This is a genomic window from Sporosarcina limicola, assembly GCF_014873855.1.
Classification (GTDB): Bacteria; Bacillota; Bacilli; order Bacillales_A; family Planococcaceae; genus Sporosarcina; species Sporosarcina limicola.
The window spans coordinates 172590-198283 of the sequence record NZ_JADBEL010000003.1 but is presented as its reverse complement, the minus strand read 5'-3'; the positions used below and the strand labels follow the sequence as shown (position 1 = coordinate 198283).

31 protein-coding genes and 4 pseudogenes are annotated in these 25694 nt (G+C 37.6%); 8 read left to right on the top strand and 27 right to left on the bottom strand.

The annotated features are described in order from the left end of the window. Positions 1 to 38 precede the first annotated feature (38 nt). Entirely contained in the window at positions 39 to 371 is a 333-nt protein-coding gene (locus H4683_RS04660) for a YolD-like family protein (RefSeq protein WP_192597666.1), read from the bottom strand. A gap of 187 nt (positions 372 to 558) precedes the next feature. Between H4683_RS04660 and ilvA the strand changes: the two genes are divergently transcribed. The 3 genes from ilvA (at position 559) to H4683_RS04645 (ending at position 3487) form a co-directional block, all read left to right on the top strand. Continuing rightward, positions 559 to 1833, top strand: coding sequence for a threonine ammonia-lyase IlvA (gene ilvA, locus H4683_RS04655; protein WP_192597665.1), 1275 nt, complete (start codon positions 559 to 561; stop codon positions 1831 to 1833). An 18-nt stretch (positions 1834 to 1851) separates the two neighbouring features. After that, positions 1852 to 2031: a hypothetical protein gene (locus tag H4683_RS04650; protein ID WP_192597664.1), complete on the top strand. Its 180-nt coding sequence runs from the start codon at positions 1852 to 1854 to the stop codon at positions 2029 to 2031. A 247-nt stretch (positions 2032 to 2278) separates the two neighbouring features. After that, entirely contained in the window at positions 2279 to 3487 is a 1209-nt protein-coding gene (locus H4683_RS04645; protein ID WP_192597663.1) for an MFS transporter, read from the top strand. A 211-nt stretch (positions 3488 to 3698) separates the two neighbouring features. Here the strand turns inward: H4683_RS04645 and H4683_RS04640 are convergent, their stop codons facing one another. The 3 genes from H4683_RS04640 to H4683_RS04630 all read right to left on the bottom strand — a co-directional run bounded on the left by H4683_RS04640 (position 3699) and on the right by H4683_RS04630 (position 6098). Further along, positions 3699 to 3968: a transposase gene (locus tag H4683_RS04640; RefSeq protein ID WP_192597662.1), complete on the bottom strand. Its 270-nt coding sequence runs from the start codon at positions 3966 to 3968 to the stop codon at positions 3699 to 3701. 178 nt (positions 3969 to 4146) lie between these two features. After that, on the bottom strand, positions 4147 to 4878 hold the full coding sequence (locus tag H4683_RS04635) for a helix-turn-helix domain-containing protein (RefSeq protein ID WP_192597661.1): 732 nt from the start codon (positions 4876 to 4878) through the stop codon (positions 4147 to 4149). A 497-nt stretch (positions 4879 to 5375) separates the two neighbouring features. Then, positions 5376 to 6098 carry an SDR family NAD(P)-dependent oxidoreductase gene (locus tag H4683_RS04630; protein WP_192597660.1) on the bottom strand — a complete coding sequence of 241 codons (723 nt, stop codon included), beginning with the start codon at positions 6096 to 6098 and terminating at the stop codon, positions 5376 to 5378. A gap of 270 nt (positions 6099 to 6368) precedes the next feature. Between H4683_RS04630 and H4683_RS04625 the strand changes: the two genes are divergently transcribed. Beyond that, complete coding sequence (locus H4683_RS04625) at positions 6369 to 6623, top strand: hypothetical protein (protein ID WP_192597659.1); 255 nt, start codon at positions 6369 to 6371, stop codon at positions 6621 to 6623. 139 nt (positions 6624 to 6762) lie between these two features. Here the strand turns inward: H4683_RS04625 and H4683_RS04620 are convergent, their stop codons facing one another. After that, positions 6763 to 7515, bottom strand: coding sequence for an SDR family NAD(P)-dependent oxidoreductase (locus H4683_RS04620; protein WP_192597658.1), 753 nt, complete (start codon positions 7513 to 7515; stop codon positions 6763 to 6765). Beyond that, complete coding sequence (locus tag H4683_RS04615) at positions 7502 to 8446, bottom strand: MBL fold metallo-hydrolase (protein WP_192597657.1); 945 nt, start codon at positions 8444 to 8446, stop codon at positions 7502 to 7504. The genes H4683_RS04620 and H4683_RS04615 overlap by 14 nt, the downstream gene beginning before the upstream one ends. Before the next feature lie 167 nt (positions 8447 to 8613). Here H4683_RS04615 and H4683_RS04610 point away from each other — a divergent pair, with 167 nt between their 5' ends. The 3 genes from H4683_RS04610 (at position 8614) to proC (ending at position 12240) form a co-directional block, all read left to right on the top strand. Beyond that, on the top strand, positions 8614 to 9765 hold the full coding sequence (locus H4683_RS04610; protein ID WP_192597656.1) for an SPFH domain-containing protein: 1152 nt from the start codon (positions 8614 to 8616) through the stop codon (positions 9763 to 9765). A gap of 24 nt (positions 9766 to 9789) precedes the next feature. Further along, the gene (locus H4683_RS04605; RefSeq protein WP_192597655.1) at positions 9790 to 10911 is read left to right on the top strand and encodes a hypothetical protein; all 1122 of its coding nucleotides are present in this window, start codon (positions 9790 to 9792) and stop codon (positions 10909 to 10911) included. A gap of 519 nt (positions 10912 to 11430) precedes the next feature. Beyond that, positions 11431 to 12240 (top strand): pyrroline-5-carboxylate reductase, encoded by an 810-nt coding sequence (gene proC / locus H4683_RS04600; RefSeq protein WP_192597654.1) that lies wholly within the window; start codon positions 11431 to 11433, stop codon positions 12238 to 12240. A 267-nt stretch (positions 12241 to 12507) separates the two neighbouring features. On the opposite strand, the gene H4683_RS04595 is transcribed toward proC, so the two are convergent. From H4683_RS04595 to H4683_RS04535, 12 genes and pseudogenes are all read right to left on the bottom strand, one after another. Beyond that, positions 12508 to 12912 (bottom strand): DUF3221 domain-containing protein, encoded by a 405-nt coding sequence (locus tag H4683_RS04595; RefSeq protein WP_192597653.1) that lies wholly within the window; start codon positions 12910 to 12912, stop codon positions 12508 to 12510. 49 nt (positions 12913 to 12961) lie between these two features. Beyond that, positions 12962 to 14290 (bottom strand): neutral/alkaline non-lysosomal ceramidase N-terminal domain-containing protein, encoded by a 1329-nt coding sequence (locus H4683_RS04590; protein ID WP_192597652.1) that lies wholly within the window; start codon positions 14288 to 14290, stop codon positions 12962 to 12964. 90 nt (positions 14291 to 14380) lie between these two features. After that, positions 14381 to 15127: a class I SAM-dependent methyltransferase gene (locus H4683_RS04585; RefSeq protein ID WP_192597651.1), complete on the bottom strand. Its 747-nt coding sequence runs from the start codon at positions 15125 to 15127 to the stop codon at positions 14381 to 14383. A 161-nt stretch (positions 15128 to 15288) separates the two neighbouring features. After that, on the bottom strand, positions 15289 to 15795 hold the full coding sequence (locus H4683_RS04580; RefSeq protein WP_192597650.1) for an SMI1/KNR4 family protein: 507 nt from the start codon (positions 15793 to 15795) through the stop codon (positions 15289 to 15291). 177 nt (positions 15796 to 15972) lie between these two features. Continuing rightward, positions 15973 to 16479 (bottom strand): annotated as a pseudogene (locus tag H4683_RS04575) (nucleoside deaminase). A gap of 17 nt (positions 16480 to 16496) precedes the next feature. Further along, a complete protein-coding gene (locus H4683_RS04570; RefSeq protein ID WP_225941873.1) occupies positions 16497 to 17309 on the bottom strand; it encodes an aminoglycoside adenylyltransferase domain-containing protein in 813 nt (270 codons plus the stop codon). 16 nt (positions 17310 to 17325) lie between these two features. Continuing rightward, positions 17326 to 17622, bottom strand: coding sequence for a GNAT family N-acetyltransferase (locus H4683_RS04565; RefSeq protein ID WP_192597649.1), 297 nt, complete (start codon positions 17620 to 17622; stop codon positions 17326 to 17328). After that, entirely contained in the window at positions 17594 to 17905 is a 312-nt protein-coding gene (locus tag H4683_RS04560; protein ID WP_192597648.1) for a GNAT family N-acetyltransferase, read from the bottom strand. The genes H4683_RS04565 and H4683_RS04560 overlap by 29 nt, the downstream gene beginning before the upstream one ends. A 209-nt stretch (positions 17906 to 18114) precedes the next feature. After that, complete coding sequence (locus tag H4683_RS04555; RefSeq protein ID WP_192597647.1) at positions 18115 to 18291, bottom strand: hypothetical protein; 177 nt, start codon at positions 18289 to 18291, stop codon at positions 18115 to 18117. Beyond that, entirely contained in the window at positions 18291 to 18908 is a 618-nt protein-coding gene (locus tag H4683_RS04550; protein ID WP_192597646.1) for a hypothetical protein, read from the bottom strand. Before H4683_RS04550 ends, H4683_RS04555 begins: the two co-directional genes overlap by 1 nt. 30 nt (positions 18909 to 18938) lie before the next feature. Next, a complete protein-coding gene (locus H4683_RS04545) occupies positions 18939 to 19676 on the bottom strand; it encodes a hypothetical protein (protein ID WP_192597645.1) in 738 nt (245 codons plus the stop codon). Positions 19677 to 19993: 317 nt separating this feature from the next. Continuing rightward, complete coding sequence (locus tag H4683_RS04535) at positions 19994 to 20251, bottom strand: DUF3139 domain-containing protein (protein WP_338062392.1); 258 nt, start codon at positions 20249 to 20251, stop codon at positions 19994 to 19996. Between the two features lie 62 nt (positions 20252 to 20313). On the opposite strand from H4683_RS04535, the pseudogene H4683_RS21710 reads away from it, so the two are divergent. Next, positions 20314 to 20460: pseudogene (locus H4683_RS21710) on the top strand (DUF3888 domain-containing protein); the annotation flags it as partial. 47 nt (positions 20461 to 20507) lie between these two features. Here H4683_RS21710 and H4683_RS04525 read toward each other — a convergent pair. The 9 genes and pseudogenes from H4683_RS04525 to H4683_RS04485 form a co-directional block, all read right to left on the bottom strand. After that, complete coding sequence (locus tag H4683_RS04525) at positions 20508 to 20981, bottom strand: DinB family protein (protein WP_192597642.1); 474 nt, start codon at positions 20979 to 20981, stop codon at positions 20508 to 20510. Between the two features lie 117 nt (positions 20982 to 21098). Further along, positions 21099 to 21653 (bottom strand): YdcF family protein, encoded by a 555-nt coding sequence (locus H4683_RS04520; RefSeq protein WP_192597641.1) that lies wholly within the window; start codon positions 21651 to 21653, stop codon positions 21099 to 21101. A 14-nt stretch (positions 21654 to 21667) separates the two neighbouring features. Beyond that, complete coding sequence (locus H4683_RS04515) at positions 21668 to 21964, bottom strand: antibiotic biosynthesis monooxygenase family protein (RefSeq protein ID WP_192597640.1); 297 nt, start codon at positions 21962 to 21964, stop codon at positions 21668 to 21670. Positions 21965 to 22014: 50 nt separating this feature from the next. Next, a pseudogene (locus H4683_RS04510) lies at positions 22015 to 22452 on the bottom strand (SDR family oxidoreductase); the annotation flags it as partial. Between the two features lie 449 nt (positions 22453 to 22901). Then, positions 22902 to 23357, bottom strand: coding sequence for a hypothetical protein (locus H4683_RS04505; protein WP_192597639.1), 456 nt, complete (start codon positions 23355 to 23357; stop codon positions 22902 to 22904). Between the two features lie 74 nt (positions 23358 to 23431). Beyond that, positions 23432 to 23828, bottom strand: a pseudogene (locus H4683_RS04500) (NUDIX hydrolase). Positions 23829 to 23874: 46 nt separating this feature from the next. Continuing rightward, positions 23875 to 24120, bottom strand: a complete 246-nt coding sequence (locus H4683_RS04495) for a hypothetical protein (protein ID WP_192597638.1) — start codon at positions 24118 to 24120, stop codon at positions 23875 to 23877. A gap of 16 nt (positions 24121 to 24136) precedes the next feature. Beyond that, positions 24137 to 24883: a hypothetical protein gene (locus H4683_RS04490; protein ID WP_192597637.1), complete on the bottom strand. Its 747-nt coding sequence runs from the start codon at positions 24881 to 24883 to the stop codon at positions 24137 to 24139. 144 nt (positions 24884 to 25027) lie between these two features. Continuing rightward, a complete protein-coding gene (locus tag H4683_RS04485; RefSeq protein ID WP_225941872.1) occupies positions 25028 to 25690 on the bottom strand; it encodes an NUDIX domain-containing protein in 663 nt (220 codons plus the stop codon). Between the last annotated feature and the right edge of the window lie 4 nt (positions 25691 to 25694).

The following is a 25694-nucleotide window of genomic DNA, read 5'->3' as shown; positions in this document are numbered from 1 at the left end:
GCAAAGGTGTGAACATTATGAAAGTTTCGGGGTTCGAATTATTCAAATTCCGAAATATTTCCGACCCTGTCTAAAGGAATAACATATGCAATTCCCTCTCCCGTATAAAGTCGTAATGTACTAATTGATGAATCTATATTACGGATAAAACCTGTTTTTATGAAAGGGTTTCCGCTTTGCCAATGCGTGATGGTAAGTGGCGTATTTGATTTCATCGCCCTGGCCAGCATATCATTCCATTCTTCGAACTGTTGCTTATGCGGTTGTTGTCTATTCGGGGTTTTATCCTCATCCTGCCACTCTCTTAATTGCTGAACATGTTCCGGCAACATCATTGCCGTCCATTTTTTTGTACCGCAATCACGAATCATTTGAATTCCATCCTTTCTTCCTACGTAGAACATTGGTTCTCATTATAAATGAATAAGTGGACAGAATGCAATGGCTATTTTTGTAGTTTTTCATAACTATCGAATTAAAGATTGTGAATTTTAACACATAGTTGAATTTTCATGTTATCATTGTAAAATGCTTAACCTATATTCGGGGGGAATGGAAATGACGACAAAACAAGTGGATACAGAAGTGAAAACGCTACACGTCGAAGATATTTTAAAAGCGTATCATCTTTTGAAAGATGTGGTCACACATACACCTTTACAAAAAAATGATCGATTATCTGAAAAATACGGCTGTCATGTCTATATAAAAAGAGAAGATTTGCAGTATGTCCGCTCATTCAAATTACGCGGTGCCTATTATAAGATAAAAAAAGTGGCAACAATCGCACGTGAAAAAGGAATCGTTTGTGCTAGCGCAGGAAATCATGCCCAAGGGGTCGCTTATGCATGCGCCCATCTAGGTATTGATGGAAAAATATTCATGCCGCAAACGACACCGAAGCAAAAAGTGGACCAAGTGAGAATGTTTGGCCGAGATCACGTCGAAATTATCTTGACAGGAGATACCTTTGATGAATCATTCTCCCGTGCGACGGAAGCTGCGGCTACGGATGACAGAATCTTCATTCACCCATTCGATGATCACGATATCATTGCCGGTCAAGCAACGGTCGCAGTCGAAATCATGAACGATATCGAAGAGCCGATTGATTTTGTCTTTGCGAGTATCGGTGGCGGAGGTCTCATGTCAGGCCTCAGCACATACATTAAAAATGTTTCCCCTCATACACGTATGATTGGTGTCGAACCTGCGGGTGCTGCTAGTATGAAAGCGGCGTTTGACAATGATGGCATCACAACATTAGAAACGATTGATAAGTTCGTTGACGGAGCGGCCGTACAATGTGTAGGCCGGCATACGTACGACATCTGCCGTAAATACCTAGAGGACATTGTACCCGTACCTGAGGGAAAGGTCTGTACAACCATTTTGGAATTGTATAACCAACATGCAATTATTGCTGAACCTGCGGGCGCTTTGTCGATTGCCGCACTCGATTTCTTTAAAGATGAAATAAAAGGAAAATCCGTCGTTTGCGTGATTAGCGGTGGGAATAATGATATCAGTAGAATGCAAGAAATCAAGGAAAAGTCGTTGATCTATGAAGGTCTTCTCTACTATTTCATCGTCAATTTCCCCCAACGATCTGGCGCATTACGCCAATTTTTAGATGAAGTACTCGGACCGGATGATGATATTACGACTTTTGAATACACGAAGAAAAACAATAAGGAAAGCGGACCAGGACTCGTCGGTATTGAATTAAGGCACAGCAAAGATTACAATGCTCTCATCGAGCGGATGAATACGTGCGGCTTTACGTATCAGGAAGTAAACAAAGATAGCATTCTATTTGATCTGCTTATTTGATGAAAGAGGTGAAATTTAATGCCTATTGATGCTACGACATTTATTCTGACGGTGATTTTCACGTTTGTTATTGGTTCTTTTCTATTGTATTGGATTGTTCGGAATGCCATCAATAATTCTGATTTGATGAAAAGGCTGGAAGCGGTGGAAGGGCAACTTGCTGAATTGCAACGGCCGTTGAAAGACGGCAATAATTAAAAAGGCCTTTTGTGGTATTTCACTCGGCAGACCTTTGTTCCCAACTATGATATAATTAGATTTATTAAATTAATCCCAAAAAACATTTTCATTCTTACTACCCTTCTTTTGAATTACTGTGAAATTATTAATGGATTTTCTTTGATTACTATGAAAAGCTGTAACCCATTTTAGGAGGCATAAAGCGAGTGTAAAAACTACCCTGTAAAAATCAGATTTAAATTTTGATTATAAAAGGGTAGTAAGAATGAAAAGTCAATCTTTCCGTTTTCTTTGGATGGGTCAATCGATGGCCAATTTAGGTGATGTTTTTTATATTGTTGGGCTTATTTCAGTTTTGTACGCACTCACGGAGTCACCATTTATGTTAGCTTTGGTACCTTTCGTTAATATGTTTGGCCGTTTCATTAGCGGTATGATTTCCCCATTGCTGTTGAATCGGTATCCGCTAAAGAGGTTACTTGTTTATTCGCAGGTATGTAAAACAATACTCTTAGGCGCGCTGTCGCTCACTTTAGTTTTGAACACAACGCCGAATGTACTCATCATTTTGAGTTTTGTATTATTCATCGCATTTCTAGACGGCTGGGCAGCACCGGCAAGCCGTGCGATGTTGCCAAGGTTAGTTCCACAAGAACAACTGGTGCAAGCCAACAGTTTTTTCTCTATTATCTATGAATCTGTAAATTTAGGTGGGTGGGCATTTGGCGGTCTGCTCGTTGCATTTTTAAGCGGTCAAACCGTCATCTTATTTACGCTAGGGTTATACTTGATTGCCACACTGATGATGGTTGGAATTGTCGATTCCACCCCTTTTCATAGGCATAAATCCGAAGGTCGACGGAACGGTGAGCTTACGGAAGGATGGCGGATTATATGGAAAAGTCCGCTATTTAGGAGTCTTCATATAGGCATCGTATTTGAAGCCATTGCAAACGTTGTATGGATTGCTTCTATACTCTACGTCTTTGTGACTGAAATTCTTGGTGAGACTGAAGCCTGGTGGGGTTATATTAATACATCGTTTTTCATCGGGATGATCATAGGCGGAGTCATTTGCTCACGTTTCACAGCAGTAATCGAGAACAATTTGAAGTATGTACTGATTATATTTTCTTTCGGGATCAGTATCGTTACACTTCTTTTTGGTTTAACAACGATTTCCTGGCTCTCCCTTGTACTTATGTCAATAAACGGAATATTACAACAACTAAAAGGAATCGCTGTTAACACATTTCTTCAAAAAACAGCCACTGTTGAAGAACTTCCTAAGATTTACGCTCTGCAGAGTGCATTGATTGCCCTGTTATTCGCAGTTTCTTCTTTAGGATTTGGTGCAATTGCCGAACTATGGGATGTGCGGATTACATTTATACTGTCGGGAATATTGTTAAGTGTGGCGGCAATCTACACGGTGATCTACCGTCGTCATTTTTCTGTTAATGAAACGGCTTAATTTTCCGAGAAATTGAAGAACCATTAAAAAGGCCGTCCAGTGTGCAAATACTGGGCGGTCTTTTAATACCTTGTTTTGTCAAATTAAGCGAGATAAAATAGCATATATATTCGGTAAAAAATAATTAGAATCAAATACAAAGCCTATTAATGGTGATTTTTGGCATTTTATTAATATGACAAATAAAACCTTGTATGGCTTTACGGATTTTTTAAACAGAATCAAAGAATACATTATTAATGACAGCTGATTTTAACCAACCCCAAAGCTCCTCAATCATATTGAGATTCGGGTTATAGGGTGGAAAGTACATTAACGTTAAAAACGCCTTATGTTGCTCCAAAAATGGCTGAATGAGTTTTGCATGATGAATCCGTGCGTTATCCAAAATCATGACAATACGTTCGCCTTTATAGTTAGCCACCACTTTTTCGAGAAAGGGCAGAAACTCTACGGCCGTATAGTGTCTTCTTGTACACAAAAAGCCTCCCCTGTCGCGTAATCTAGCGTGTGGATTAGCTTTGCACCCCTATATAGTCCATCCAGACCTTTCTCATGATACACCTTACTATAATTATACAGTGTGGAAATTTTTAGGATGAGTACTTCTGCTGTGATTACTGTAGGGCCATCAATGGCATTTATATAAGAAGCAAAATTCAAACCAATTCTAAAATATAATGCAAGTATTTACGAACCTGGGTAATCCGTTCAGTCAATGAAGCTGCTACAATCCCATAAAATTTCTCACTATTATCCGTTTTATATAGTTTACGGACAGTTCTTCTTTCGTCTGGCCAAAATCCAACTAACAAATTGGTTTCTTCCATTTCACGTGCGACATTATACAAGTAACCATTAGATGGAGACCAGCCAAACAAACTATTCAATTGGCCCTGCACCTCAGCCATATAGAAGGAGTCGCGGTTTAAGCTGAGTTTTAATGCCATAAATCGAACGACATCTTTGACAGATAACAGCTTCGATATAAACGGTCGAAAGTCTTCATGCAACGGTTCAATGTCGTCTTGCGGAGGCAATCCATTCTTAGTAAGAAAATAATAGAATCGATCGATGACAGCCGAAACTTCGCTAAAGCGCTGCGCATAGATCGTATTGTATTCCTGAAGCCGTGCTTTCCCCTTTTCCGTAATTTGAAAGAATTTTCTTCGACCTTCTGTTTGTGAGAGAAGGAAGCCGTTACTTTCTAATGTATTAGCCATACGTGCGACATACTCGTAGGAAACTGTACGCCCAGGAAACTCGGAGTTAAATTGCTTATAAAGTGCTCTTGAATAATTTGTCTCATTGAAAAGAGTTCTTAACAAAAATAACGATAAGCTATCGCCTACACTGAAACCGACAGCTTGTTGAAAAGAAGGCAAATTCATATTGAACACTCCTATACTTTAAATAATCATACCCCTCGTCAATAGATATATCAATAGAACTATTCGTTGTGATATATCTACCTATTTTAAGATATTCTCGTTCATTAATCGACTTATTCGCCCCTCTTGAACGATATAAGATTACTTTATACGGGATTTATATTGGGGGAAAAATATAATAGGTGCGAGTTATGTCCAACTATATGCACTGGCGAGGTATTAGATATATGGATTATATGCACATTATTTAACCTACGCCTTAATGAGTATATAGTGTAATAAGGAAACAAGACCCTTCTTGGATTCTTCACCAATTATTTGACAAAAATTTGGTGAAGAATCCAGAGAATCCAGCAATTCCTAACGATTTATCTACGGGTAGTACTGCATCTAATTTGTTAATATTGTTTGCAATTAATTGATTTATTTTTATAGTGATATCCTCTCGGTTTCAGCAATACCATGGACTCGGTATATACCACCTGTTGTAACAACAATCATGCATTTAAGTCTGTTATGGCAGGAATATTTATTTCCTTTACACATGAAACAGGCGATAAATTAATTACGCAATGGACAATGGCTACAATGTCTTGTACAGGAATACGTGTACCTTGATACAACATAATTGCCTTTTCTACACCTTCCTCATAAGGTACTTCAGCAGCAAGCTCTCCTGGATTAATACACGTTACAGAGATCCTATCTTTTCTCACATGCTCACGTAAAGCATTTGTAATACCACGTAAGCCAAATTTAGATGCGACAAAGGAAACTTGTGCATTATTCGTATGATCTAAACCTGCTGTTGAACCAATTAATATAATTTTTCCGTTTTTCGCCTGTCTTAAATTAGGTAAAAGTGCCTGAATATAAGTAATAGTGGAAGTTAAATTAATATTAATTAAGTTCGAAATATCCCCAACTTCATCCTTATCAAACGTATAGTCATCTTCAAAACCACGCTTTTCCCATACTCCGACATTATAAATTAATACATCAATAGGAATGTCTTTTAAAGTTTCTTTTAAAGAAGGAATTTGTTGTTGACTAGATAAATCAATTGTGAGCCATTTACGATTTACGCCATCATTTATATCTAAACTACTTGGCCGTGTGCGTGACACCACCCATACTGTATCTCTCTTAGTGGGTAAGCCTTTTACAAATGCATCGCCTAGCCCATGGCTTGCTCCAAATATAATAAAGTTCTTACTCATCCAATCACTCCTTCTAAATAACTATTCTTCTTAAGTATAATTACACGTCTGTTGATTAGCTAGTTATTTCCAATAAAATCACAGAAAAAAGACACCCCTTCTGATATGATGTAATGCGACAAAACAAACATCTATATACAGGAAAGGCGTCCTCAGGGAAGGATTGAACTGCATCCTTCCTTTATGAAACAGTTTAGCACGATTTCAAAGTTTTTAAAATGTATAAATCTAGGTGGACCATCGAATTTTTTCCATTGGATTAAATGCTACTTGAATCACCCCATTTTATTTGGCAACTCCAAAAAAGCAGTATTTACGCAACTTTTTATCGCATTGAGCATATTTGTGTTACTAAAATGGTTTTTTGATCAAGTGAAAAAAGCAGTTAGAAAATCAATCTCTTTCCGTAGCTTCACCCGCAGTTTTTTAGCGCAGACAGTAGCCGTGGAATGGCTAAGTGCGGTTGTCGATTTTCTATGTCATTTGAGGGAATACAGCGAAAGAGATTTACCTGTAGTTGGTTAATCAACAGACGTGTTTGTACATATACAAAAGCTACGATAATAAGCACAACTAGAAATACGATTTTAAACATCTTTAAACCTACCCATACCTTAAGTCCCCCTGTAAATAGACGGCATGACAATGTCTTACTATTGTTTATTTACTTTTTCATAAAAAATCTACGTCCCAATCGTTCGACGAGTGCAGGTGCAACTGCGTGTAATTTGCTCGTGATTGCCATATACCCTGGCAAATTCACTTCCCTAACAGGTTTGTCCAAGGTTTTTAGGACTGCCTCCACAACTGTTTCCACAGATAATAAGTATTTACCAAGCGACTTACGGTAATTACCTGTATCATCTGCTAGATCAAGGAATGGTGTATCGATTGGGCCTGGGTTAATGGTTGTGACATGGATGCCGAACGGAGCGGTTTCCATACGGAGTGCATCTGTATAGCCGATGATGGCGTGTTTCGTCGCCGCATAGACCGATGCTTTTGGTGTTGCTACTTTCCCCGCTTGCGAACCGATATAAATAAGATGGCCGCTTTTTCGTTCCATCATATCGGGTACTAGACGCCTCGTCAGTTGCATCGGCGCAATCACATTGACAGTCATCATATTGTCAATGGATTCGTCAGAAGTAGCATGCGCAAGACCAAACGTTCCGACACCTGCCGAAAAGATAACGATATCAGGGGAACTGATTTGTGCAACTAACTTATCAACATCTTCTGCTTTCGATAAATCCGCTGGTATTGCATGCGCTCCTTCATTCTCTAATTCGCGTAAAACTTCCGCTGTTCTGCCCGTCACCCACACGTTATGCCCTTCCGCCAACAACCGTTTCGCCAGCGCATGCCCTACCCCGCTTGTTGCACCTGTAATAAGAACTGATTTACGCTTGTTCATAATGGAGAATACCGCCTTCATCGCGTGTTTCAATTGCTAGTCCTTCTTCGACAAGATAATCCGTCTGTCCGATTGTCATGGATAAGGTAAGACCCAATTCTTTTTCATATACAGCTGGAAACAATTCACGCGTTAATTCGAAAATCGTCCGCGGTCCATTGTTTAGCATTGCGAGCACCTTCATCGCACGATCATGTTGTTTTGCAAGCCGTTTTCCGATGAGTTCGTGTGCATTATACACTTCGTTGCCATGGCCCGTATAAATGACATCGATTGGTAGAGTGAGAAGCCGTTTCAATGATTCGTTATATTGCAATAAAGAGCGTGGGCGTCCGTGCTCTGGGTTGAGCGGTGGTTCGATAAGCGGATTCGAGGCTACTTTTTCGAGCACGAGATCCCCGCCAATCATTGTCCGGGTCTTTTCGTTCCATAATACGATATGACTTTGTGCATGGCCAAGTGTTTCAAGTACAGACCAACCAGGGTGTCCTGGTAGGGCATCTCCTTCTGTAAGTATCACATCGAGTAGCCCCTCGCCCATGAGGTCAGCTGAACGTTTCATTTTCTTTACCCAACCAAGATATTCATCGGGTACGCCCTCTTCGATTAGGCGTTTAAGATAAAATGCATCATGAAATTGAAAAAATGCCTCATCACGCGTCAGCCAGAGATTATTATATGCGTGGCCTAAAATTTTCGCCTGATCGAACGCATCGAACCAACCCGAATGATCTGGGTGATGGTGTGTCAAAATGACTTGCTCAATATCGTTGAATGAATAACCGGCTTCATTGATGCCAAATTTGAGTGCTTCATAGGCTTCAGGTGTTTTCGGCCCCGCATCGACGAGTGATAGCGTATCTCCTTTGATAAGAAATGCATTGACATCGCCCACCGCAAATGGTGTTGGTATTACAATTTTATGTATCATATAGAAAATCTCCTTTTTAACTGAATGAGTATTCAGTCCATTGTACCTTTTTTGTGGGGATGCGTCATCTTTTGATTTCATTAATCGGGAAAATCTTCTGTTGCATTATGGTATACTGAACATATCTTTTTAAGCATAATCATCTACACATTAAAGGGGGAATCCATATGGGATTATTCGGTTTTTTAAAGAGTCAATTTATCGAGGTTATCGAATGGACAGATAGCGATATGAACACAATGGTTTACCGTTTTCCTGTCCAGAACAATGAAATAAAAATGGGCGCGGAGTTAACTGTTAGGGAGTCGCAAATGGCAATTTTCGTTAATGAAGGGGAGATTGCAGACGTATTCGGACCGGGACGTCATCAATTATACACGCAAAATATGCCTATCTTGACGAAATTGAAGTCGTGGAAGCATGGATTCAACTCCCCATTTAAAGCAGAAGTCTATTTTGTGAATACGAAGCAGTTTATTAATCAAAAATGGGGTACATCGAATCCGATTATGATGAGAGATCCTGAGTTTGGTATCATCCGATTACGTGGTTACGGAATTTACTCGTACCGGGTGTCCGAACCGACTGTTTTCTTAAAAGAATTATTTGGCACGAATGCTTCCTATGATACAAGCAATATTGAAGAACAGTTGAAAAAGATGATTGTGTCAGGTCTTACAGATCTTTTTGCCGAATCGAAAATTGCCGCTTTAGACTTGGCTATGCACTATGACGAGTTAAGTGAAAAAGGGAAAGAGAAAATGCAACAACGATTTAGTGCGTTTGGATTTGAAATGACTTCCCTTTATATTGAAAACTTATCTCTCCCTAAAGAAGTAGAGGAAGCGATGGATAAGCGAACGTCAATGGGCGTTATCGGGGATCTTGGCCAGTATCAGCAGTATCAGGCAGCAGAAGCATTACGAGATGCGGCGAGAAATGAATCAGGTGGATTGGCAGGCGCTGGGGCCGGACTTGGCGCAGGTGCTGCACTTGGCGGCGTTATGGCAAATGCTTTTTCGGGCAATCAACAACAACAAGCGAATACCCCCCCTCCTTCAATTAGTCAAACCGAAAAAATAAGTTGTCCGCATTGTCAGGCACCTAATACGCTCGGAACAAAGTTTTGCGGAGATTGCGGGAAATCGATTCAAATGAAAAAGGTTCCATGCATTGGTTGTCAAGCAGAATTAAATGAAGACGCAAAATTTTGTGGTGAGTGTGGGACGAAACAAGATGCCGAAAAAACGTGTGCGAAATGCGAGAAGAAAAATGCTCCGAATGCGAAGTTCTGTGGAGATTGCGGCGAAAACTTGTAGGATAGATGTAAATGAGGTGAACCTGTGACTAATTTAGGAAATGGCGAGCACACAGAAACGATAAAAATTGAACAGACAGAAGTCAATAAATGTTCTTCCTGCGGTGGGAACACAGTGTTCAATCCAACAAGTGGTAAGCTCGCATGTCCTTTTTGCGGAAGTGAAAGGGACATCGAAGTAACCCGAGAGAATACGATTGAAAACGACTTTTTACAAGCCTTAGAACAAGAGGATCACAGTTGGGACGACGAAAAGCGCGTTTTTAAATGTGAGAGCTGTGGGGCTGAAACACTGTTAGATAAAGATAAAGCAGCTGATTTCTGCTCATTTTGTGGATCCTCCCACATTGCGACAAGTGAACATCACGCGGGCATTAAACCGGCATTAGTGTTGCCTTTTCAACTAACAAAAGATGAAGCGATGGAAAAATTCAAGTTGTGGATGAAAAAAAGATACTTTGCACCTTCCAAACTTGTCCAATCGTATAAACTAAATAAATTATCCGGTGCTTATATTCCCTACTGGACATTTGATTCTAAAACGGATTCCTCATACGTCGTACAAATTGGAACTTATTACTATGTAACGGAAACGCGCACCGTCTATGAAGATGGTAAGCCTAAACAAGTAACTGAGCAAGTAAGAAAAATTAGATGGCATACAGATCAAGGACGCTATAGCGAGTTTTTTGATGATGTATTAGTAAAGGCCTCACGCAATGTTGCCAGTGGACTTATTGATAAGATTGAGCCTTTCCATTTGAATGGGCTTGTCGATTATAAAATGGCGTATTTATCAGGTTTTTTGGCGGAAAGGTATTCGATTCCATTGAAAGAAGGATGGGGCGATGCAAAAGGCGTCATTGATTATCGGATTGAGAATGGGATTCGGGGACAGGTCCATGGGGATGTCGTAAACATTGTAAGTGTCTCTACTGACTACGACAAAATCACTTATAAACATATTCTATTGCCGATATGGATTTCCTCGTTTCATTTTAAAACGAAGGTCTACCGATTCTTAGTGAATGGGCAAACCGGGAAAGTAAGCGGGAAATCCCCTGTAAGTGCTGTCAAGGTATCGTTTGTTGTATTACTTGTCATTGCGATTATCGGCGTAATCGCATTTTTCGTTGATTTTAGTTAGGGAAGAGGCTAGGTACAGACATAATTCGTAGGTTGTGAATTATGTTTGCAACTAGCTTTTTTCACCCTTTCAAAGATAATGCTCTTCTCTTTAATTCTTCTATGCTTGTAGTAATGATAAAACTCCCCCTAAAATAAAAGCATCTCACCTTATCTTACCTGTTTCCTTGAAAAACGCCATCTTTCCATTTATTCGACAGTGAAAGTTGACTTTCTTCAGATAACATGTAATAATCATGCTAATTCAAGTACATATAAGCGTTGACGAAGATAAGTAGTTGCGGAAATGGAGAACAGAAAATGTGGTCACCGGCTGAAAACCACATCCCCTCTCCCGCTTTGAACCTCCTTCCGAGCTGTTGTGGAAACACAACCGTATCCTTTCGCGTTAAGAGAGTAATTGAGATGTGTCGGTTTTAGTATCGACAAATTTAGGTGGTACCGCGAAAACATGCGTTTTCGTCCTGATTATTTGGGACGGAAGCGCATGTTTTTATTTGGAATGAAAGGATGGATTCAAATGAAAAAAGTTGTATTTGTTGGGGCAGGATCGATGGCAGAAGCAATTATTGCTGGAATTGTAGAACGGGGTGCACTAGAGCCTCAAAATGTCTTCGTGATGAATAAATCAGACGATGAACGATTGACATCATTACAAACTAAATACGGTGTGTCAATTGTATGCGCACAAAAAGAAGCATTAAAGAATGCAAATCTCGTCATTTTTGCGACAAAACCAAAGGATGTCCATCACGCGATGACGGATATTATGCCTTATATAAATGAAAAGGCAGCTGTCTTGTCGGTTATTGCGGGTGTTTCGATTCAGACATTCGAAAATGGGCTTGGGACAAGACCGATTGCCCGCTCGATGCCGAACACGTCCGCTACGATTGGAAAATCGGCAAGTGGTGTCGCTTGGAATCAATCGGTCGATACAACTATGAAGAAGTTTATCCTTGGCCTTTTAGAATCAATCGGTATCGTTAAAGAGGTCGAAGAAGATGATTTGCATGCGGTAACTGCCCTATCCGGTAGCGGTCCTGCGTACGTTTATTATATGGTGGAGGCACTAGAAGAAGCAGCGATAGACAAAGGACTTACAAAGGACGTTGCACGTGAGTTGATTATCCAGACACTTGAAGGAGCGGCGGCGATGTTGAAACATACAAAAATAGAACCTGCAGAACTCCGTAAAAACGTGACAAGTCCTGGTGGCACGACTGAAGCGGGATTGAAAGCATTGGAAACCGGACTATTCAAGGAAGCGATTGCGGAATGCATCGGAAAAGCGGAAGCTCGTTCACGTGAGTTGGGCGCTCTGTCTTGAGCTTGGTTGACTTGTAGTAAAGGAAAACCAAAACCCCGAATCATGGATACCTGATTCGGGGTTTTATATAAATTGTAGACACCCACCTATTAGCCAGAAAGGTGAGTTCTACGACTGTGTGTCAGATCTTTACGCCGATAAACGCTTAACACAACACCAATTAAAAAGGCATTAAACAGGATGGGCATTAATCCATAACTAAAGCGTATATGAGAGTTTTTATAGTTCTCATATACGCTTTTCAGCTAGTGCATCAAGATACTAAAGTTAATCGTTATTCTCGATTATCTCTATATAGAAAGCTTCGGTTTTAGGTGGATTTGATTCTCTAACATAATCACAATAAACACGTACCTTTTGGTTTAACTTAAGTTGTCTAAAATTAATTATTTTCTCGAAATCCTTATTTTTAGAGATATTAATGTCATTAGCACTATAGCCTTTCACAGAATTAGAAACTATTCCTATAAAACTAATTGACTCTTCTGCCAGCCAAATAGAATTAATTCGTTTAGAAACTACATAACCTTCTATAACCATATAGTTATCAGGAAGTTCTGCTAAATCAAAAGATATACTTTCTTGAGGGGCAATTCCGTTTAGGACTATAAATGATACTAAAACCAGTGAACAAGCTAACAGTATTCTTTTATATTGTAGATTCTTAACCAAATTAAAACCTCCTCAGAACAAAATACCTAAAGACCTAATGACAAAAACATTAATTATTCATTTGGTTAAAAAGATTTGTAAAGTGTTTTCTTATTTTAGGACCACCATTAACAGACCTATTGCCGATTTGATATCCTGCATTATGCACAGCAATCATTTCGCTTGTTTCAACTGGTGGCATCCACAAGTCTGTAGTTGGTCCATAAACCATTGGATTCAATTCCACCTCATAACCACCATATCGGTATGCTTCTTTTGTAGGTAAATAGCCAAGATAACCATTGGTATAACCTCCAAAAAAGGCAAGTTCATTCTTTAGTTTGTTTTTAATTTCAAGAGCTGTTTCGGAAAAGGGCTCCATAGGTATTCCTGAAAATGAGCCCTCATTAATTTGAAGTAATTGAATTTCTAAATCAATAGAAAGTTGCCTAATATTTTGTCTATGCAAATCCAAAAGAACAGTTAGCCATTTATCAGTATTTACACCCCATTGTTCTGCAACTGAGGAAGCCATCCTTTTTAAAACATCGGGTTCAGGAATATCTTTGAGTTTCATTGACAATTTAGTTGAAACAGTTCTAAGCTTAGAAATAGACTTATAATTAATACTTGGAATCATCGTAAGAACACTACCACTTAAAGTGTAAGCCATTTTTTCTAGAGCTTCCTTTGAACCACGATAATTAGCATTAACGTTTCCAGCCGCACCTTGAATAATTATTACAGGACAGTAAAGAGTATCTTGGAGAATATCCCTTGTTCGCCCTGGATAGTCTGCCGATAAAATATCACTATCCCCCTTTAATACATTTGGATGAGCGGTACAAAATACAAGTAGACCTTGAAATCTTCCTGTTGCTGGGTGTTTTATTGCTAATAGTCCTATTCTGTTATCAACAACCCCATTTATATTTATCCCCACTCCAACTTTTCCGCCTGATAGGATTTCTCTTCGGTTTACACCTATTTCACCCATTGTTACATTCCATCCAACCTCAGATGGTTGCATGTTCTCATTTGCACGAACAGCTGCTTTTACGGCATTTGTAATTAGAATCGTTTTATAAGATTGAACCACTTGCTTATTACTTGCCGTTGCAGGACCAGAATGTGTATGCGTATAAACAACCATTATATTTTCTAATGGAATTTTCAATTCCTTACCTATTTGTTCACGAATAATGATAGTATCTTTTATTAACATACCAATATTATCAATACTAATAATCACGGGCTTTGTTTCTTTGCTTTCAAAAACAAATGCTGTTGCATAAATACGTTCATCAATATTACTAATCCCAGTTGGTCTATGGTATCCAATAAAATCAATACCCAATGGTGGCGTAATATCGACCTTGTAAACTCCTACTTTACTCATTTAAATCTCCCCATATCCAACATATAATATGAACGCATAACTTGACACTGGACCCTTTTTAGTATTGCCATTTTTGCGAAGTTTGGTATTTCATTTTAAAGCTAAAATCGTAAATTCCCAAGGGATATTTTCATTATTCCACCCACGATGTTCGACAAATTCGGATAATGTAAAACCAGATGTTATCACTGAATTTATTATTTCACTCAGTGTATAAAACCTAATCGATACATCTGGAAAGTCTATTTGTTCTTGCTCTTCAAAATAATTTTTATAAGCTAAATCTCCACGATGTAATTCTTTATCAAAGTATTTAGGAATGAATTCACAATTTGAACCTATACATCGTCTTAAAGGATGAAAATCACTTAAAACCATTCTTCCATCACTTTTTAGAATTAAAAAAAGAATAGCCATCAATTTATCAATGTCATTAAAATAGTGTAATATTCCACCTTCGAGATAAAGGATGTCAAAGTACCCCGTATATTTCGTTAAATTAATATCATAAATATCTCCGACAATATATTCAATAGATGTATTTGCACAATCAGCTAATTCTAAGGCATATCTTTTATTTTCTTCTGATATATCAAATATTGTTACATCCGCACCTAATAATGAGAGTGGAACAGCTTTTCTCCCATTTGAACCGCAAAGATTAGCAATCTTCATTCCTTTAATTTCGGTAAAATATTGTTGGTGTTTTTTTAAACTTGCTTGAGGATTTTCCAGTATCTTCTTTGCCTTTTCCATTGGAGATCCGTCTCTTTTGTTCCAAAATTCGAACGCACGATATTCCCAAGCATTCTTATTAGTGATACTTTGTTCATTCATATGCAGTATCTCCCCTTTACTTTGAATGTTACTTAATTGTTCTGCCCGTCAACCTGACTCCGATAACCAGGTTGCAATGCAAACAATACGGGTAATAGCCTTAAATCATATATGGAATATTTCGATCCCTAATCCCAACGATTAACTCTCTAGTTCCTCGTTCATACAAACTCTATGAATTCAAAAAGGCTTTTCGCCTCAACAGAACGTTTTCCCCAATCATGCCAAAAATATATAACTTGTCCTACCACGCCTGATTCAGATGGTTCTGTATCAATGCAAAGGTAATCTCCTCCGCCATTTTCTACAATTGGAATCCACTTGGAATGCCAGAGTACCGGTTTAATCTCTTCTCCGATATCAAACTCTAAATCCTCTGGATCAAATTCCTCCTGTATAAATTTCCAGTTTTCTATAATTTCAAAAGTAGGAGATAGAGTCAAGTTCCTGACAAATGGATTCCCCCCATATTGCCAATCTTGTCCGTTATGCGCCCTATAGAGGCTCTTCATTTCTTCTGGAAGTGAAACGCCCAATGTATTTTCAATAAGTTGAAATTCTTCATCACTTGCACCCGGCTGAAGATTTAATGATTCTTTAAAGTTTTCTTCTATATTTGAACCTCTTTCAATAATACGTTGCCATAGCCGTTCAGCTTGATTTCTCATACTTTTTACTCCTCTCAATTCCAAAATACTCACAGGATAAAATGGCATTACTCATCTTGAAATTATATGACCTGAATTCCCGATACCGTCATATGGTTCATGACATTTAAAAAGCTCCTAGCAAAATCAGCATCGCTTCCTTAAGAGTAGTACTCATGGGAGTTGAAGAAAAAATTTCTATTTAACAGCATTACGTAAATTTATTACGTTATTCGGATTAATGGCCCATTTGCTCATAAGTTCTTGTTGTCTATTCTTTAAATCTTCATATGGTTGTTCAATCATTTCTATTACATTAAATCTTGCATCGAAGACCTTGGAATCTTTTATTTTTTTGTAACCTCCAAATCCTAAGTCGTCATTTAGAAGCCAAACAACTCTTTTGATATTTGCAAATAAAATTCCACCTGTTCACATTGGACATGGCTCTAATGAACTGTATATTGTGAACTTTTCTCGTTTAATTTTCGCATTAAATATTGCTTGACCCGCATTTCTTATAGCATCAATCTCCGCGTGTGCGGTTGCATCTTTTGCTGGATGGACCCTATTTCGTCCTTTTGAAATTAAGTTAAAGTTTTCATCAACAATTACTGCCCCTACTGGGTATGTATCTTCCTTTAATGCTCGCTCTGCCTCTTCCAATGCCATTTCTAAAAAAAATCTATCTTTATCAATACTCATAATTTCCCCTACCTTAGTCAGTTCAATAAGTTAAAGAGCTCTTGAACATTTTTGTTTATATAATTTCTTAGTGCTAAAAGATCACTTTTCTCCAAATCATAGATTTCTTTCTCGCCTGTGTAACTATTAACCACTTTTTGAATAGTAAAGTTAAACTCTTTTGGTAAAGATGATAGCCCCCAGTTACCCGCTTCTTGCTTCGATGAAATAATACCTTCTTTAAGGTACCAATACACTCTTATTAAGTTTAATGTACAATAAATAGGATCTTGTTCAATATTCTCTAAACACTCTTGGAAATCGCCCATTATAGATGATATGTAATGCGAACGTGGAACCGCAGGAAACACTTCAACAATCGGAGGTCCTTCTAAACAAATTCCCCGATGATTGACTATAGTGATATGTGCAGCTAGATCAGCATCATAGCTTAGCTTTCCGTTTAAGTATTGATATGTCCCTTTTGACAAATCATCTTGATACCGCCCTCGCCAAAATTCACTATAATGAAAATCGAATGGGCACGGATGCGCCCACTTCTTTAATTGTTCCTTATTCACGAAACTTATTTCCACGGGAAATGGCTCATTGGAGAAGTTTAAAAATAACTCTGCTAATTTTCTTTTGGTTTCAACAGTCATTGTTTTATTCGTTATAATCAAAACATCAATATCACTACTTTTAGAATTAAATCCGCCCATTGCCAAAGAACCGTGTAAATAAAAACCAATAAAATCATCTTTTAGTATTTCTTTCGTTTTCTGCAACAGATGAATAACAAAATCCTTTATTTCTATAGAACATGTTTTCCAACTACTAACCATACTCATTCATAATCCCCCCTCGTTATAGATCGCACCGCTGATTAATTCTCTTGTCTTTTTCTCTGTCACTTTTTAACAAGCTATAGACAACTAAATTATGTACATCCCCATTTAAATAGTAATGATCACGCAAAATGCCTTCCTTAATAAATCCCCGCTTTTCAGGTAAGGCTCTACTTCTAAAATTATCTTCTGCACAACTAATTTCAATGCGATTTAGATCTAATCTATCAAAGGCATACTTTATAAGTTCATTTGCACATCTTATAACAATACCTTTTCCTTCGAACTCAGGCGAAAGGCGAAAGCCAATAGCCAAAGCTTGTCTTCTTTCCTTGCCAATCTATGTCGGGAAAAGCTACCATTCCTACAAGTTGTCCTTTATAGAAGATTCCGGCATTTATTGCCGTATTGGCTATGTATTTATTTCCCCATCTATCAATTGAATTTTGACAGTCTTCAACAGTCTTTTTACTATCAATCCATGGAAGCCATTCTCTCAAAAAATCACGATTTTTGTCTACAATAGTAAACATTTCAGTAGCATTATGCTGTGTCAATAATTTTAGTGTAAGATCCTCATCAACGTTATAATAAAACATTGGTTTCACTCCTCTCTACTTGCTCTCTTCCTGAAAGCTGCTCCACATACTTGACATTTTCTCTAAATCAGCCGGATTTAAAGAGAAGCCACTTAATTCAACGTCAAAGTTATGCTGAAATATAGAATGATTGAAATAATCGGAAGGGCTATCCCAATAAGACTACAAGTCACACCTGCTATAACAATACGTCGTCCCTGTTGCTTCGTTCATTTTATTTCACTAAAACCTAATGCACCATAAATAAGACCGATAACACCAAGAACAATTCCAATTATTGATATAATCGGAAATACTAAAGAAAGAATACCGAGAATCAGTGAGATGTTTGCCTTTATACTTTTTTCCGAATGACCAAGATTCTCATGACTTGTTACATTATCCATCAACTATCCCCTCCATTTTCACCAATAAACTCTGCTTTCAAAAGATAAACAACGTCATACTCTTCCAACTCACTCATATGACCATCAACATCCTTATAAAAATCATTGCGCAGACTACTCATGCCACTCTCATTACTTGAATAACAGATACTCGCTAATACTACTTCCCCTTCAATTGGCATATTCTTTTCTTGAAAGTCACTCCATACACTTGACATTTTATCTACACCAGCCGCATTGTCATCAAAACTACTAATTGAACGCGTGCTATCATTACTGCTTATTCCAATATTGAATGTTTGTTGATTTCGACTGTGATCTGCTTTTGCAGTGGCAAAAATAATAGAGCCACTTTTCTCTACTGGTGTTATGATAGAGCTTATTTTATCATCAACTAATTTCCCAAATTCGTATTTTTCGACCCACACAGATAGCACTTTGTATTCGTCATCAATATCGAAATCAAAAACAAATGACTTATCCGAGGTAATTGTAAGGAAGGCATTTTCTCTTTCTGATAATTCAACAGTTGAAATCGTATTTGATTGCGAATCGTTAGTCACACAAGCACTTAACATACATACCGATAGGGCAACTATTGAAAAAAGTTTTTTCATTTCATTTCCTCCCTCGTAAAATATAATTGCTTATAATCCATCGCTAAAATGATAGATACCATCCGCTATATACTTATACGTAGGAACACCATCATAGGGTTGCGATTCCAGTGTTTCATCTGTGAAAAGATCTTTACCGTTCCTACATATCGCAATTCCGCTAATTGATTGGAAAACAGCACCGAAACTGAAATAGATGACATCTTTATCTACCAAATTATAGCCATATACGCCAGCAGACTGTTCTAATTTCTCCATTTTCTTCACAATTTCATTGCTAGAAAAAACAGAATTCGGAGTTTCTAAATCATTTGTGTTAGATGACCATGAAGAATAATGCTCTCCAACTGACACTTTACCATCATCGTACGCCTGAAAAATCGCATCCGAAACAGCATAAAAATCGTTTTGATATAGTTTGAATTTCCCCTCTGACTTTAATGATGGTGCAAAAACAATGATAATTGTCATCGTTAGGGAAAATACAATCGCACGAACTATTTTTTCACTATCTTTTCCTCCATTACTTTTCACCACAATAGTGATCAACCAAATTACTGGAATTCCAAGCAGAATCATCGCGGGAAAATAAAGAAAAAACGTTGAGGTTGAGTCACCCACTACAAATTTTGCATACAGAAGTAAGAAATCGCCTGCCCATAAAATAAGTAACGGCGTAATTATCCCCTTGAAATTCTCTTTCCCACAAATCAATAGCACCGCTGCTCCAAGTAATAACGATATTGTAATAATAATTGCTAAAGCCATGTCTTTTACCTCACAAAAATGTATTTTAGGATCACTTCATTCTATAAAAATATGGCCCACACATGGATTCATGCGTATGTACATAAGTCTATGTAAAATTTTTGTCAAAAATATAAATATCTTGCCTAGAATCAAAATCAGCTGCAATGACTTTGTTCGCTTCGCTGTATTGTATAATATAAGGTGCATCTTGATAAATGGCAAAGATGGTAACCGCGAATTTGGCGTTTTTGTCAGAATTGAGTATACCACCCATACTGAAAAAGTGATTACCATTGAATTTCAAGAAACCTCCAGATAAGCATTCATAAACGATGTTAAAAATGTGGATAATAATTCTTCAAATTTCCTTCTACAATACCTTCATCTCCTCCCTTGTCAGTGATTTTATAGCTGAATTGAAATATATCATTATCATGTGCGAAATAGGTATACTCGACATCGGGTTCATTTTTAAAGGTGACAATTGCATAGAACGCTGGCAGCTTCCCCCACTTCCCCTCAATCGATTCAATATCCTCTTTTACAAAGCCTTTTTCTTCAATTAAGTAAGTAGACACCCTGTTTTTATGGATATATTTATTCGCTTAAATCGCTACTACTGGTGTAAGGACTAGTGCGATAAGCATAACGAATAATTACATTTGAAATTGAACCTACCGATGGCGGACACTGGATTCCAGTTGGGAAAGACCGAATGACCTATGAAATTTCTGTTGGACCTGAGATTAAATTGATAAATCACACGCACCTAAAGACATATGAATACCCTCCCGAATTATAAATAGGCTTCCACTAAACTGCCCGGTTAATAAAAATGTGCCCTTTCGTTTAATAAGTATGAATGGGTTTGAACTTTCTTCCAATAAAGTTAGCAGATACGGGGTTAAGTTCTAATTCCCTTGCCCAAACAGAAAGTTGACCAATGTGGTGAATTTCGTGAGTAATTATATGGTGTAATATTTCATCAACAGAATATTTATCTTCATCCCATGGAACACTCACAAGTTTTTTTAATTCATCTAAATTTAATTTCAAAAATTCATCTATTTCTTTCCGAAATGTATCTGAAAGTGATTTAACCTTCTCAAGTGTATTATAATCAGCAAACTGAACTACTACATCTTCTTTACCTTGAATACCGCGAAGCCAACTGTATTCAACATCAATAATGTGAAAAAGAGTATATAAAATACTTCGTACTCCTCCAGTTCGCTCTTTTATCAACTCCTCTTTTGATAGTTGATTACACCATTCAAACCATTCGTCTCTTACTTGCCAGTTATATTCAAAAAACTTTATCAATGTAAACACTCCTATAAATAATTGTTTATGACAATAAGAATCAGCTTTTGCTACAAAAATCTCTCATGTAAAACTAACTTGCCCTGTTAGTAAAATATCATGACCAAATTCTATGTATTACTTAACCCAATTCGGGATATAGTCACCAAAGTATTTACCGATTTTCTCAACTTCGGTCATAATACGACTGATCCCTACTTCGGATAAAAACCAATTTTCCTTGGTTATTCCATACCTATCTATAACAGGCGAAACTAGAAACTCGGTTTCTTTTGGAAATTCAGATTGATAACATAATAATGCTCTGCGAGAATGACCTGCTTTACAAACAATTATTACTTTTTTCGGATGGATGCCTGCTTTTTTTAGAACCTCCAACGAAAAACGAGCATTTTCCAACGTATGCTGTGCTTTATCTTCTTTTAAAATGGCTTCTTCTGGCACCCCGCTGTCAATACCTATATTCCGTAAGTAATTCCACTCTGTAGTCCCTACATGTGGTTTATAGCCACCAGACGGTAGTATGTATGGTGCAAATCCCTGCTTATATAAAGAGGAAGCTTTCTCCATTAGTTGAGGATGATTAGCACCAGGCACTAAAATGACATCCGCTGCAGTGATTTCAGTCTCCACGAAAATAAAGTCGGTAATGCAATCAAATGGATATGTCATTTTCTCCTTCCTTTCTAATACAATTGAACCTGCTCAAAATGTTCAACTATTGGAAACGGATCATAAAGATGATGTAGCTTCTTTTTCCATTGCTGATACTCGTTGGACTGTCTAAATCCTATCGTATGGTCTTCCAACGTTTCCCACTGAACCAATAGTAAGTATTTCCCTTCGACTTCCATACAACGCTGTAATTGGTGAGATATATAGCCTTTCATTGAAGAAATAATTTCAGAAGCATCACGGAATGCCTCTTCATATTCTGTTTCCATTCCTTCCTTAACTTGTAGCATAACAGCTTCCAATATCATTTAATTTCCCCCTTCTCAAAAATAATAATTTCGCCAAAGCACGATTGACGTTATCTTTTAAATCCGCCTTCTGCATGAATAATCTGACCTGTAATCCAATCCGCGTCATCACTCACTAGAAATTTAATCGTTTTTGCTACATCTTTCGGTTCACCTATTCTACCAAAAGGAAACATCGGCGTTAATTCACGTTTAATGTCCTCTGTCATCCATCCCGTATCAGTTGGACCTGGATTTACAGCATTGACCGTTATTCCTAAAGGAGCTAGTTCAGCTGCCAATGTAATTGTTAATGCATCGACTGCACCTTTCGTCGTTGCATAGGCTAATTCGCCAGGCATTGGCCCTTGAAATTGACCTGACGTCATATTGACAATCCTTCCACCAGATTTTTTATCAAAATTTCGAGCAAATTTACTACTTAATAGTGTTGTTGCACGAACATTTACAATGTAATGTTGATCTAATTCTTCGGCAGTTAAGTTTGTTATACAAATAATAATCGTTATGAGAGGCGTTAGAGGTAGATGATCCATCCTCGTTGAAGATGATATTGTACATAAAGCATCCCTTGTTATAATTCATATTGTACGTGGTCTCAAAATTGAAATTAATATCACTCTCTCTAATCAAAACAGTATCCAGTATAATATTTGTGTTATTTTTGCTTGTCAATTCTATCCCATACTTTTTTTCAGTAACATCATTAAAAGGTATCCATTCAGGCTTAATATACAATTCAACAGTCTCTTTATCTTTAATAAGATTCAGTGTATAGCCATCAGGCTCAGTTACATTTTTAAATATTCCAGCGTTCGAATAGTTTTTATAAAAAAATAAATAGCCCCATAAAACACAAAACCCAAGAATTAGTATGGATAAATAAATCCTTTTCCTGGTCATTTCACACCCCTTTTCTTGGAAGTATTCTTTAAACTTACTCCCCCTCACTAATCACACCATACCGATTTTTATCCCCCATCCACGAACTAGCATCACGCCACTTTAGACGTGTAGCTGCAATCCAACTGCTTGTATCAAAGCTATTATCTACGGGCTTCCAGTCACTCTGATCCGCCCAATAAAATAAGTCATTATGTAAAAGGAGTGTTGTATCATAAATGATAGAGTCATAGTTTTCTGGGCTCGGTAAAATGTGAAACTGGGTAACCCCCTCGAATAATAATTCAATAGCGGAAGGGTTACGAAATTGCCTTTGAAAAAGGATTCGCACATTCGTATCAAGACCTGACGGCACAGCCATTGACAGGTCTTCATTCACATAACTCTCCGTCCACAAATACAACTCTTTTAAACAACTATCATGAAACCATCCAAACGTGTCCAGCACATTTTGGATATCTTTTTGATCTTTCACTTCTATCCAATCCATTGGATCACACCTCTTTATCATACTTTTCAACTAGCTTCTAAAAATAACCCATCCCGTTAGCCGATGGAGCCAAATTAAAATTCAATACAAAATGGCTGCATTTCGTCATTTAGACAATAGTCAATTCTTTGCCTGAAATTTCCCCAAGTAACCATTTCCAATGCTTTTTCGATAGGGAAATAACCTATTTCCAGACTCTCAATACTCGTTGTTGGCTCGCCTCCAATTGGTCTAGCCAAAAATAATGTATTACAAATTGAAGCATTTATATTTTGAAATACTCCGCAAAATTTCGTTATTTCAATGTCTATTCCTGATTCTTCTTTTGTTTCCCTAATTGCAGCTTTCTTCAACCTGCCCACCAGGCATTTCCCAACCCCTTCTTGGTCCTTTAATTAATAGAATTTCATTTTTGTCATTTAGTACAATAGTTGCTGCTGAAACAATATGTTTTGGTGGTACAAATTCCATTCACTATCACTCCGTATAGTTTATTTCAAAATCCTTCGCTTTCCGATCAATCTCGTTTTGAATAATTTTCTAATTCTTGTTCAATGTCTTCATTACTTACCTTTCCTATCTCTTCATCTTCAACTTCAACTTTAACGTTAAGATGCTTGGAAAAACTTAATATAAATAGAATATCAAACAATGCCCCTGTTGCAATTGGAATAAAAATATCCGTCGGTGGTATGAATACTTGTTGGTGCCAAACTATTGCGTATAAAATACCCGCAATCCCAAAAATAAAAGTAAAACGCATCTCTATCACTCCTTTTTTACAATTCTCCATTCGATTTTAATACTTCATAGTGAATTATTTCCTTTATTTCATCATTTCCAATTGCTCCTTTATGGAATGTATTAGAATCTGCCCAATACAGTTGCCTAAATGAAGCGCCATTATTCAGTTCAATCTCCAAAAACACACGAGTCCCTTCTAACTTATCTCCATCAATTAATGACTGTACATCTTCTAATTTTAATTCATAAAATGCGGCTAGGAATTTTTCCTTGGAAGACTGAGGGAATGTATGCATCCTCTTTCCATCTTCGGTGCTTTCAATATAGATATTCTTCACCAACTTATCCATAGGGTAAAGTTCCCCCGCCGTTTTCGCCTGTTTATTTGTATCAGCTACATATACATCATCATTTGCAGCAAGAATCAAGGAAGTGGGATATCCTTTTATTTCATAAATGATTGTTCCTACTTTTAACTGTGCCGCATCACCATTTTGCATCTTGTGATTACTGCATGCATTGTTAGCCATCTCATACGTCACTTTGCCAAGTTCCCTACCTTTGTCAATTGTTATAGGAAAAATTTCAGCCACTGGTTCTGGAAAATGATGCTCGTATTTTATGTCATCAATCATCAGCATATCCACCCATTCAATTTCTGCATCAGGACACCCCTTAACGATTTCTACATCAGGGTCTCTTTTAAGAGAAGTGGAATTACTACAAGAAGATAGTAGCAAAGCGAATACCGAAATAAATATACTGTTTTTTAAAATTGTCATCCTAACACCTCTTGGTTATTAGACTCTTATCTCGAATACGAATTGCAAAATCCCGGAAATATATCAATTTTCACCTTTTACACTAAACCGCCCGGTTAGCCATGCAGGTTAGGTTCAATTTGATTTAAAACATTGATTCCCTAGCTACATTTTCTGTTTTTGCATGTAATACCATTTCAAATAATAAATAATTCCTGACTTGTCTACCCAGCTAAAGTCTATTAAATTCTTCTCTAGAGAAGAGTGAAGCTCATCTACTGAAATCCACTTTATGTCTTCAGTTTCGTCCCCTTCTTTAACTAAATTACCAGAGGCCTGACATCGAAAATAAGCACCTAATGAATCCACTGGACCGTTTATCGTTTGATAAACAGCAAAAGGTTTCATAGCTTCAACATTTGAATCTTCATCATTAGTTTCAATTTTGGTTTCTTCCCCAAAAACCATTGTTACATGAAGTCCTGTTTCCTCGTGTACTTCCCTCCTAAGTCCCTCCAGAAAAGACTCGAATTCCTCTAACCTTCCTCCAGGTAGTTCATAAGGAGTTTTATCTTCCTTTAAAATGGCAGCCTCTGACACTCCGTTTTCAATGCCAATATTCTGTAAATAATTCCACTCAGTAGTCCCTACATGTGGTTTATAGCCACCAGACGGTAGTATGTATGGTGCAAATCCTTGCTTATATAAAGAGGCAGCTTTCTCCATTAGTTGTGGATGATTAGCACCAGGAACTAAAATGACATCTGCTGGAGCAATTTCAGTTTCGACAAAAATGAAGTCGGTAATGCAGTCAAATGGATAAGTCATTAGC

Bases quoted from the DNA above. Each gene is read 5' to 3' on its own strand.
- H4683_RS04585 (WP_192597651.1), bottom strand. From the start codon at position 15,127: ATGAATGAACAAAGTATCACTAATAAGAATGCTTGGGAATATCGTGCG.
- H4683_RS04635 (WP_192597661.1), bottom strand. From the start codon at position 4,878: ATGAATTTGCCTTCTTTTCAACAAGCTGTCGGTTTCAGTGTAGGCGAT.
- H4683_RS04660 (WP_192597666.1), bottom strand. From the start codon at position 371: ATGATTCGTGATTGCGGTACAAAAAAATGGACGGCAATGATGTTGCCG.
- H4683_RS04515 (WP_192597640.1), bottom strand. From the start codon at position 21,964: ATGATATTGGAAGCTGTTATGCTACAAGTTAAGGAAGGAATGGAAACA.
- H4683_RS04550 (WP_192597646.1), bottom strand. From the start codon at position 18,908: ATGAAAAAACTTTTTTCAATAGTTGCCCTATCGGTATGTATGTTAAGT.
- proC (WP_192597654.1), top strand. From the start codon at position 11,431: ATGAAAAAAGTTGTATTTGTTGGGGCAGGATCGATGGCAGAAGCAATT.
- H4683_RS04570 (WP_225941873.1), bottom strand. From the start codon at position 17,309: ATGAGTATGGTTAGTAGTTGGAAAACATGTTCTATAGAAATAAAGGAT.
- H4683_RS04650 (WP_192597664.1), top strand. From the start codon at position 1,852: ATGCCTATTGATGCTACGACATTTATTCTGACGGTGATTTTCACGTTT.
- H4683_RS04555 (WP_192597647.1), bottom strand. From the start codon at position 18,291: ATGGATAATGTAACAAGTCATGAGAATCTTGGTCATTCGGAAAAAAGT.
- H4683_RS04495 (WP_192597638.1), bottom strand. From the start codon at position 24,120: ATGCGTTTTACTTTTATTTTTGGGATTGCGGGTATTTTATACGCAATA.
- ilvA (WP_192597665.1), top strand. From the start codon at position 559: ATGACGACAAAACAAGTGGATACAGAAGTGAAAACGCTACACGTCGAA.
- H4683_RS04610 (WP_192597656.1), top strand. From the start codon at position 8,614: ATGGGATTATTCGGTTTTTTAAAGAGTCAATTTATCGAGGTTATCGAA.
- H4683_RS04590 (WP_192597652.1), bottom strand. From the start codon at position 14,290: ATGAGTAAAGTAGGAGTTTACAAGGTCGATATTACGCCACCATTGGGT.
- H4683_RS04505 (WP_192597639.1), bottom strand. From the start codon at position 23,357: ATGGATTGGATAGAAGTGAAAGATCAAAAAGATATCCAAAATGTGCTG.
- H4683_RS04580 (WP_192597650.1), bottom strand. From the start codon at position 15,795: ATGAGAAATCAAGCTGAACGGCTATGGCAACGTATTATTGAAAGAGGT.
- H4683_RS04485 (WP_225941872.1), bottom strand. From the start codon at position 25,690: ATGACTTATCCATTTGACTGCATTACCGACTTCATTTTTGTCGAAACT.
- H4683_RS04630 (WP_192597660.1), bottom strand. From the start codon at position 6,098: ATGAGTAAGAACTTTATTATATTTGGAGCAAGCCATGGGCTAGGCGAT.
- H4683_RS04645 (WP_192597663.1), top strand. From the start codon at position 2,279: ATGAAAAGTCAATCTTTCCGTTTTCTTTGGATGGGTCAATCGATGGCC.
- H4683_RS04545 (WP_192597645.1), bottom strand. From the start codon at position 19,676: ATGGCTTTAGCAATTATTATTACAATATCGTTATTACTTGGAGCAGCG.
- H4683_RS04490 (WP_192597637.1), bottom strand. From the start codon at position 24,883: ATGACAATTTTAAAAAACAGTATATTTATTTCGGTATTCGCTTTGCTA.
- H4683_RS04620 (WP_192597658.1), bottom strand. From the start codon at position 7,515: ATGAACAAGCGTAAATCAGTTCTTATTACAGGTGCAACAAGCGGGGTA.
- H4683_RS04615 (WP_192597657.1), bottom strand. From the start codon at position 8,446: ATGATACATAAAATTGTAATACCAACACCATTTGCGGTGGGCGATGTC.
- H4683_RS04560 (WP_192597648.1), bottom strand. From the start codon at position 17,905: ATGTTTTATTATAACGTTGATGAGGATCTTACACTAAAATTATTGACA.
- H4683_RS04520 (WP_192597641.1), bottom strand. From the start codon at position 21,653: ATGACATATCCATTTGATTGCATTACCGACTTTATTTTCGTGGAGACT.